This is a genomic window from Clostridium sp. MCC344, assembly GCF_018785365.1.
GTDB lineage: Bacteria > Bacillota > Clostridia > Lachnospirales > Lachnospiraceae > Pilosibacter.
In genome coordinates this window covers 1-7,396 of record NZ_WQPQ01000036.1, presented here as the reverse complement: position 1 = coordinate 7,396, position 7,396 = coordinate 1, and the positions used below count along the sequence as shown (strand labels likewise).

General features: G+C 42.7%; 7 protein-coding genes. 6 read left to right on the top strand and 1 reads right to left on the bottom strand.

The window, feature by feature from the left end; genetic code table 11:
- Window positions 1-41: 41 nt before the first annotated feature.
- A complete protein-coding gene (locus GPK90_RS10265; protein WP_012741669.1) occupies window positions 42-407 on the bottom strand; it encodes a helix-turn-helix transcriptional regulator in 366 nt (121 codons plus the stop codon).
- A gap of 275 nt (window positions 408-682) precedes the next feature.
- On the opposite strand from GPK90_RS10265, the gene GPK90_RS10260 reads away from it, so the two are divergent.
- From GPK90_RS10260 to GPK90_RS10235, 6 genes are all read left to right on the top strand, one after another.
- Entirely contained in the window at window positions 683-871 is a 189-nt protein-coding gene (locus GPK90_RS10260; RefSeq protein ID WP_012741668.1) for a helix-turn-helix domain-containing protein, read from the top strand.
- The gene (locus GPK90_RS10255; protein ID WP_012741667.1) at window positions 864-1,562 is read left to right on the top strand and encodes a response regulator transcription factor; all 699 of its coding nucleotides are present in this window, start codon (window positions 864-866) and stop codon (window positions 1,560-1,562) included. The genes GPK90_RS10260 and GPK90_RS10255 overlap by 8 nt, the downstream gene beginning before the upstream one ends.
- Window positions 1,559-2,788 carry a sensor histidine kinase gene (locus GPK90_RS10250; RefSeq protein WP_041253889.1) on the top strand — a complete coding sequence of 410 codons (1,230 nt, stop codon included), beginning with the start codon at window positions 1,559-1,561 and terminating at the stop codon, window positions 2,786-2,788. Before GPK90_RS10255 ends, GPK90_RS10250 begins: the two co-directional genes overlap by 4 nt.
- A 64-nt stretch (window positions 2,789-2,852) precedes the next feature.
- Window positions 2,853-3,548: an ABC transporter ATP-binding protein gene (locus GPK90_RS10245; protein WP_041254460.1), complete on the top strand. Its 696-nt coding sequence runs from the start codon at window positions 2,853-2,855 to the stop codon at window positions 3,546-3,548.
- Complete coding sequence (locus tag GPK90_RS10240) at window positions 3,532-5,892, top strand: ABC transporter permease (protein WP_215702879.1); 2,361 nt, start codon at window positions 3,532-3,534, stop codon at window positions 5,890-5,892. Before GPK90_RS10245 ends, GPK90_RS10240 begins: the two co-directional genes overlap by 17 nt.
- 122 nt (window positions 5,893-6,014) lie before the next feature.
- Window positions 6,015-6,881 (top strand): metallophosphoesterase, encoded by an 867-nt coding sequence (locus GPK90_RS10235; RefSeq protein ID WP_117515725.1) that lies wholly within the window; start codon window positions 6,015-6,017, stop codon window positions 6,879-6,881.
- The last annotated feature ends 515 nt before the right edge of the window (window positions 6,882-7,396 follow it).

The window sequence follows — 7,396 nt, the reverse complement described above, 5'->3', positions numbered from 1 at the left end:
TTAGCGGCAGCCCCTAAAATGGCGCAAAAAAACAGAGGCCCTTATTCTGGAACCTCCGTTTCTCTGGCTTTCTTAATGCCTTCGGCTGTGGCTTCTATCACGACAAGCTCTTTTTCATTCATGGAGTTTAGAAGAACATCAATGTGCTTTCTGCAAGAGCTTGACCTTGCCCCTCCGTCCGCATGAATAAACTGGTCAACTGAAACGTCAAACATAGTAATGAGTTTAACAAAAAGGTCGAAGCTGGGATACTGACCTTTGTTCTCAATATTCATAATGGTACGGGAGTCACGGTCTACTAATTCCGCAACATAGGCTTGTGTCCATCCCTTTTCTTCTCTGGCTCGTTTGAGAGCCGCCCCGAGGCCGTGGAAGTCAAACCTTCTTTCATCTTGGTTCATTTTCATATCACCCTATATCATTCTACATTTCGGGTTGGATTATGAGAATGTAATGAAATTTTACATTAAGTAGTATTTTATTTCGTGTCCGTGTAGGCTCTAACTTGTATTATTCGAGGCAGAGAACTATAATATATAGGGTTGAGCAAAACTCCGATTTGCTCATAAGGCTATACATTAAATAGTACTATCCAGCTCATTTGAGCTCTATATATTGTGACTCAACTTTGCAAAACGCGCGTTTTGCTCAACCCTAATAATATATCCTGTGGAGGTGCGAAATGGACTATATGACATTGAAAGAGGCTGCCGAAAAGTGGGGCGTGACCCCTCGACGGATAAACTATTATTGCGCCGGTGGCCGTATTCCCGGCGCTGTGAAGATGGCTACAATCTGGTTGATCCCGAAAGACGCGGAGAAACCTGTGGATATGAGGACAAAACAAGGAAAGGAATTAAAACATGAATAGAATATTGCTATTGGAGGATGATGTCAGTCTAATAGATGGCTTGGTCTACTCTTTGAAAAAGAATGAATTTGATGTTGAAGTTGCCCGTACAGTATGTGAAGCAAAACAATACTTATCCGAACTCGACCGATACGATTTATTGATTTTGGATGTTACTCTGCCAGATGGAACAGGATTTGACGTATGCGAAAGAGTAAGAAAAGAAAATCAGCAGATACCGATTATATTCCTGACTGCATCGGATGAAGAAGTCAGCATAATTCGTGGATTAGATAGCGGTGGGGACGATTATATCACCAAGCCTTTCAAACTGGGGGAATTGTGTTCCCGCATCCGGGCGCTGTTGCGTCGGGCCGGAGTTTCCAAAAGCGAAAAAAACACTTCTATGGAATGTGGCGACATTACCATTGATCTGTTGGGTAGCCGTGCAACCTTAAAGGGAAAAGCATTGGATTTGACAAGCGCCGAATATCGTTTGCTTTGTCTGCTGGTAAGAAACGCAAATCGCGTTGTGACAAGGGACATCATTCTAAATGAGCTGTGGGATGATACAGGAAATTTTGTTGATGATAATACCCTGTCCGTCTATGTACGGCGGCTTCGTGAAAAAGTGGAAACCAATCCGTCCCATCCAGAACACCTTATAACCATTCGTGGGTTCGGCTACCAATGGAAAGAGGTGTCTATATGAGTTTGTACCAAGATAGACAGATTAAAGGGTTCCTGCTATTTTTGACTTTGTTTGCTCTGCTGTTTGTAGGTACAGCAACCGTTTTGACTATTTATCAGGTGAACGATGCGGAAGTCCTATGGCTCAAACATGATGAAGCGGTTTCATCCTCACTTTTGGAACAGGGTGTTCCGAAAGAAGTGGTTGCAGTTGCCTTTACGAACACAGACATCAGCGACGATGGTAGGTCATTATTAGCGGCTGCGGGTTTGGGAAAACAGTCAGAAAGCAGTATGCGGCCTTATTTCAATCAATTTCAGCGTTCCGCTTTCTGCGCCATGCTATGCACTGTGCTATTTTTTCTCTTTGTGCTTGCCATAGGAATATTTATTTTTTTCTGGAAAAGGAAGCGATTGTATCAACAGGTCGACAGAATATTGCTAAATTACATCAACGGGGATTACTCTTGTCATTTACCGCAGAATTATGAGGGGGCTATCTACCAAGTGTTTTCTTCGATAGAACAGCTTGCAACTATGCTCCAATCCAAAAATGAAACAGAACGTAAAGCAAAAGAGTTTTTGAAAGACACCATATCCGATATATCTCACCAGCTCAAAACGCCTCTGGCAGCCCTCACTATGTATCAGGAGATCATTGAAAGTGAGCCAGAAAATGCAGAAACGGTCAAACAGTTTGCGGCGAAGATGGGTATTTCTCTAAAGCGTATGGAGCAGTTAATCTTATCCATGTTGAAGATAACCCGACTGGATACGGGAAACATCATTTTTGAGAAAAAAAGTTGCCGTGTGTCCGAGCTGATAGCTCATTCAGTCAATGACCTAACCACCAGGGCTAAAAGCGAAAGCAAGCAGATTCAGATAGATGGCGATGGTGAACAGCAGCTTATTTGTGACATGGAATGGACAGGTGAAGCGATTGGAAACATTGTAAAAAATGCACTGGATCACACGCAAGCTGGCGGTATTGTCCGTATTACATGGGAGCGCACTCCTGCTATGTTTCGGATTTTTATTTCTGATAATGGTAACGGCATAGTCCCGGAAGATATTTACCATATCTTTAAACGCTTTTATCGCAGCAAACATTCCCTTGATACACAAGGAATCGGGCTGGGGCTTCCCCTTGCCAAGTCCATTATTGAGGGTCAAAACGGTGTTATCTCCGTACAAAGTGAAGTCGGAAAAGGTACGCTGTTTACACTATCTTTCCTTACGGATCTGTAAGGTCAAATTCACCTGCTTGTAAGCTGTTTTTGCTATCCTTTTGAGAAAGGAGGTACTGATGACTATGGAAATATTAAAAGTACAAGATTTATGTAAAACTTATGGCAAGGGTGAGGCGAAAGTCGAAGCGTTGAAGAAGGTTTCCTTCTCCCTGGATAAAGGCGAATTTGCTGCCGTTGTGGGTGAATCCGGTTCTGGCAAAAGCACATTACTGAACTGTATTGGAGCTTTGGATACCCCTACTTCCGGCCACATTTGGATTGATGAACAAGACCTGTTTTCCATGAAAGAGGAACAGCGCACGATTTTCCGCCGTCGTAATATCGGCTTTATCTTCCAATCCTTTCAGTTGGTTTCCGAGCTGAATGTGGAGCAGAATATCATGTTTCCGCTTCTTTTGGACTATCGCAAACCAGACCCGGCAGCAGTAGAAGAAATTTTGGAACTCTTGGGACTTACCGAGCGTCGACATCACCTGCCGAGCCAACTATCCGGCGGACAGCAGCAGCGTGTTGCCATTGGCCGGGCGTTAATCACAAAGCCCAAACTGATTCTGGCAGATGAACCTACTGGCAATCTGGACAGCAAGAATAGTCAGGATGTTATCGCCCTGCTTACGCAGGCGTCCCGTCGCTATCAGCAAACAATCCTGATGATTACCCACAATAAGGATTTGACTGCATCCGTTGATCGGGTGTTCCGGGTATCAGATGGCGTTTTGACGGATTTGGGAGGAAAAACAAATGAAGCATTATCTTGACCTTGTTCCCATATCCGCAAAAATCCACAAGAAGCAAAGCAGAATGTCTATTTTCTGCATTGTGCTGGCGGTATTTCTGGTTACAACTATTTTTGGAATGGCAGATATGTTCATCCGCAGCCAGATTTTGCAGGCACAGCAGGAGTCTGGGAATTGGCATATTGCCATTAAGAATATCAGCAATGAAGAAGCAGCAATTATTGCTTCACGCCCTGATATTGAAGTATTTTCACCGTATGGCGTACTCAATTATCGTGGAGATTTAGGCTACACTTTGGGTGGAAAAGATGTAGCGATATGCGGTTGTGATGAAAGCTATATAACTGAAATCTGGACTGACCAACTTGAAGAAGGTGTTTTTCCACAGACAAGTAATGAAGCGTTGGTGACTGAAAATGCAAAGCAGATAATGGGTGTTGCGATTGGTGATCCCATTGCCGTAGAAACTCCTGATGGCGATAAACTGAATTTTACCATATCAGGATTTATGAATAATACCGCCTCGATCATGAGTGGCGACTCCTACGGCATCATTTTGAACACAGAGGATTACTGCGCGATTTATCCGAATGTATCAGACGGGGAGCCGAATGATTACGGCATTATGTTTTTTACTCAATTTGCAAACACAAGAAATATACAAGGGAAAATTGCAGATTTGAAAGAACAATGCAATTTATCGAATGAACAAATATCTTCCAACAACAATCTGCTTGGATTGCTTGGACAAAGCCGCGTTCCCTTTTTGTTACAGGTTTACTTGGCTGCGGCTGTATTGTTTGTACTGGTAATGTTAGCTGGTATTATGATGATTGCAAGCAGCCTGAACAGCAATGTAGCCCAGCGTACCGAATTTTTCGGCCTTATGCGCTGTATCGGTGCAACACCAAAACAGATTATGCGCTTAGTACGGAAAGAGGCGCTTGGTTGGTGCCGTTTGGCAATCCCTGTGGGTATTTCCATCGGTATAGTTGTCATTTGGGTCTTATGTGCGATTTTGCGTTTCCTAAGTCCGGAATTTTTCAAAGCGATGTCTACATTCGGATTTAGCGTACCAAGTATTCTTGCAGGAATCGTTGTGGGCTTGGTAACGGTTTTGTTCGCTGCCTATTCTCCGGCAAAGAAAGCAGCAAAAGTATCTCCGTTGGCAGCGGTTTCCGGTAATGCAAACGACTTGGAGCCTGCAAGAAATGCTGCTAATACACAACTGCTTAAGATTGATACAGCACTTGGAATTTATCATGCAAAAGCAAATCGGAAAAATCTGTTTTTGATGACAAGCTCATTTGCTCTCAGTATTATCCTTTTCCTTTCATTCTCTGTAACAGTTGAGTTCATGCAGCATACCTTAACACCGCTCCAACCTTGGACAGCAGATTTATCTATCATAAGCCCTGATAACGCCTGTGCTATTGACAAAGCATTACTTGATGATCTAAAGGAAAATCCTGTTGTGGATTTAGCGTATGGAAGAAAATTTGCATACGAGGTTCCGTCTGTCACAAACGGTATTGAAAAAAAGATGGATTTAATCTCTTATGAGCAGTATCAATTTGATTGGGCAAAGGACTATTTATTAGAGGGTTCTCTGGAATCTGTGCAAACTGATTTAGGGACGGGCTTAATTGTTTATAATTCGCAGAACACAATACAAATAGGCGATACTGTATCGTTGAATACAAACGGACAAAGTAAAGAAATCCAAATCGTGGGAATGTTGTCCGACTGTCCGTTTTACAGTGCCGCCGGTGTTGGAACAATTATTTGTTCAGAGGATACATTTGAACAAATTACTGGCGAGTCGAAATATACGGTTATTGATGTGCAGTTAGTGAAAGGCACAACAGACGAAGATGTTTATGTGATCCGCCAAATGGTAGATTCCTCATTTACTTTCGCTGATGAACGCATGGGTAACAGCAGTACCATGGGAACTTACTATTGTTTTTGGCTGTTCATCTATGGATTCCTCGTCCTAATTGCAATGATTACAATTTTTAACATAATCAATAGTATTTCCATGAGTGTGTCTGCACGGTTGAAACAGTATGGCGCTTTCCGTGCTATCGGCGTTAGCATGGGACAGCTAAGTAAAATGATTGTTGCAGAAGCCTTCACCTATACCATAATCGGCGGTGTAGTTGGTACGGTGTTGGGACTGTTTTGTAACAAGCTATTGTTTGGAATGTTGATAAGTTATAGATGGGGGGATGCTTGGACTCCTCCATTACCAGAGGTAGCTGTTATTCTGTTGATTGTCGTAAGCTCTGTAATTCTGGCTGTGCATGGGCCAATCAAGAGAATACGCAATATGTCCATTGTTGATACAATCAGCGCACAGTAATTCTACTTTTGAAGCGGGTGGCTTTAGAAGCCGCCCACTTTTGTCTTACAAATTCGTAAGTTGAAATTCACCTGTTTGTAAGCTGATTTTTTTATAATTAAGTTGATGAAAGAGAGGAAAAAATGAAAAAAATCCTTTCCACCAGAGTATTGGTGAAGATTTGTGTATTAACAACTATACTGCTGGTTTTGATAATCTATACTATATGGGGCAATTCAGCATTGATGGTAAGTATGGTTAATATCTCCAGCGATCGCATAGCATCTGCCTTTTCTAATTTTCGGATTGCACAAGTGTCCGACTTGCATAATGCTGAATTTGGAGAAAGCAATACAGAATTGATAGAATTGCTGTCTGAACACGAACCGGATATTATTGTGATAACTGGAGATTTAATCGATGCTGGACATACAGACATTGAGATTGCGTTTGATTTTATAAAACAAGCTGTTCAAATAGCCCCTGTCTACTTTGTAACTGGAAACCACGAAGCTAACTTCTCACATTATGATCAATTCAAAACAGGGCTTGAAGCGTCTGGCGTAACTGTCCTTGAAGATGAAGCAATACAGTTAGTGCATAACAACGAAATGATTACCCTTATCGGGCTTTCTGATTCTGACTTTACGATTAAGGGCGATATGTTTAATGAAGCGCCAGCCATGGTCAACACAAAATTGAATAGCCTTATTGATGACGAAAACAGTTACACTATACTGCTATCACATCGGCCAGAGTTATTTGAAACCTATGTATGCTGTGGTGTTGATTTGGTTTTATGTGGTCATGCACACGGAGGGCAGTTTCGATTACCTTTTATTGGGGGGCTCGTTGCCCCCAATCAAGGGCTGTTTCCTAAATATGATTCCGGCCTTTATACAGACGGAAAGACAAATATGGTTGTTAGCCGCGGCCTTGGAAATAGTATTATTCCATTCCGATTTAATAATCGTCCAGAGGTTGTATTAGTAGAACTTAACACCGAATAACGATACTTCAACCGAATATTGAAATGATCTGCCGCACGACGGCAAAAGAAAAAAGCCGTCGTAGAGCAGACAATTTGACACGCCCATTTGAAACGGCGGCTTTGATTTTCAGAGCCGCCGTTTCTTTTCGTCTACCTTAAACCAACGACGACCTAATACCGTGTAAATCCACGGCGGCATATAAGGAGGATTGCCGCCGTGTCTATTTTTGTCTTTTTTCACAGTACCCATGATCTGCACCAGCTAAAAAAAGCGTAGCTCCCCCTCCGGGACAGTCTGGTTATGAATGTGAAATCAGACAATACATAAATGAATGTGTAATTTCATGCGTCCGTGTGGCTTCATGCCGCCCGGGCGCTTTTGTGTTCTTATGGGGCTGCTTCGGGTCAGGTTGGCCCGAAGTCATTCCCCGGTGCCGCTCCCCGCCGCCTTCGTTTCGGTCACTCGTCAACCAACAACCGAAACGGAGGTCAATATGGCTATTATCAATTTGCGGGACTATTACCCATTCTATA